The organism is Bacillus sp. C30, assembly GCF_040838255.1.
Lineage (GTDB): Bacteria > Bacillota > Bacilli > Bacillales > Bacillaceae_G > Bacillus_A > Bacillus_A mycoides.
The window spans coordinates 1-1587 of sequence record NZ_JBFPJH010000544.1; the positions used below are offsets into that span (position 1 = coordinate 1).

Annotated in this window: 2 protein-coding genes; one reads left to right on the forward strand and one right to left on the reverse strand. The window is 32.0% G+C overall.

Going from position 1 to position 1587, the window contains the following annotated elements; translation table 11 throughout:
- Nucleotides 1–237: 237 nt before the first annotated feature.
- Nucleotides 238–459 (reverse strand): hypothetical protein, encoded by a 222-nt coding sequence (locus tag AB3X49_RS22690; RefSeq protein ID WP_016095833.1) that lies wholly within the window; start codon nucleotides 457–459, stop codon nucleotides 238–240.
- 311 nt (nucleotides 460–770) lie between these two features.
- Between AB3X49_RS22690 and AB3X49_RS22695 the strand changes: the two genes are divergently transcribed.
- Entirely contained in the window at nucleotides 771–1439 is a 669-nt protein-coding gene (locus AB3X49_RS22695) for a protein kinase family protein (protein ID WP_080001767.1), read from the forward strand.
- Nucleotides 1440–1587: the final 148 nt, after the last annotated feature.

Below are 1587 nucleotides of genomic sequence, written 5' to 3' on the forward strand. Positions count from 1 at the left end.
TAATTATTTAACATAAAAAGCTTTAGGACTTTGCAGAGCTTTTTCTACCTCTTCTTGTGTCAGAATAGGGTTAGGAATTGCTGGTACTATAGGAAGCATTAAATCATTTTCTTCGTTACTATGATCTGCTTCATCAGTGACAACAATATTAGCTTGAAAATCCGTTATTTCACCATTCTGAACAATCGGTACATACGAAGTGCACCCAGTGCTTTCTCCATCTGCTAATCTATTTCCTCAGGCAAAAAATAAACCAATCCATTCGTTAACTCCTTGAGTATATGGGAGTAAATCTTTTAAAGTATCTGGATTAAAACAGTCAATTTTATCTGCGGAATACTCTTCATTGGTATAGGCAAACCAATAGTCTTGAGCTCCTATAAACATTTGAGCAAGTCTATCATTACTACTATTAGCATTTGGGGAAACAAATATATTTAAGCCTACATAATATGCCATTTACTTATCTCCTTAAAATAGATTCGCAGTAAACTATTTAGAGAGAGTAGATATGGCTTGTACACTTTTTGTAACGATATTTGCTGAGTTTTTGTATAATATAATTATGTGAAGTTAACATAACTTATTGTATCAATAATATATATTTGCGTAGAATATCCATTTTAAGGTTTTGAAGTACCCCCTAAATGAAAATTTTATTTCGCTAAAGTTAGTTACTTAGTGAAGTCTGCTCATTTTTTTCGTATTAGGGAAGAAGGTACTTTTTAACTTGATGGGTATGGGGTAGTACCCCTTGTAGCAAAACCGGAGTGGAAATGATGAGTATAAATAGTTTTGTGAGATTGATAAAGGACGAATTATTAAAAGAGGTAAGCATAAGAAGTGAGGATGAATTCGAGCCTATAGTAGTTAAAGATATTCCTAGACTTTGGAAGTGTTTAGGGACAGGTAATTATGCCGCAGTATTTATGCACAAAGAATACAAAGATTGGGTAGTGAAAGTTTACGCGCGAGAAGGAGAAGGAATTGAAAAAGAGTCAGAAGTATACCGAAGAATCGGAAATCATCCTTCTTATTCGAATCTTATATATAAAGGAGAAAATTTCATAGTATTGAAACGTTTAAAAGAAATTACCTTATATGATGCTATTCATAAGGGGATTAAAATTCCTAAGCAGGTAATCCTTGATATTAATGAAGCTATAGAGTATGCAAGGGAGCAAGGATTAACTCCTTGTGATATTCACGGAAAAAATGTGATGATGGAAAATGGAAGGGGATATGTAGTCGATGTATCTGATTTCTTAAAAACAAAAGAAGATAGTAAGTGGAGAGACTTAGAAAAGGCATATTTCACCTTTTACTTGCCTTTCATTTATAAATTGCCTTTCCCTGTTAAAATACCGTATTTCATGTTAAACATTGTTCGACGTTCATATAGAAAATATAAGAAGCTTACAAAGAAATTCAAATTGTAAAAGGACCACATACTTATCTTTAGGTTAGATAAGTGAACCACTAGTAAACAAAAGGACCGTACATTTTAGATATGTCTAATATGTACGGTCTTAATTTTATAACTTCATGAAGTAATTTATTTATAAAATGATTGTAACATTTGTATAT

Bases quoted from the DNA above. Each gene is read 5' to 3' on its own strand.
- AB3X49_RS22690 (WP_016095833.1), bottom strand. From the start codon at position 459: ATGGCATATTATGTAGGCTTAAATATATTTGTTTCCCCAAATGCTAAT.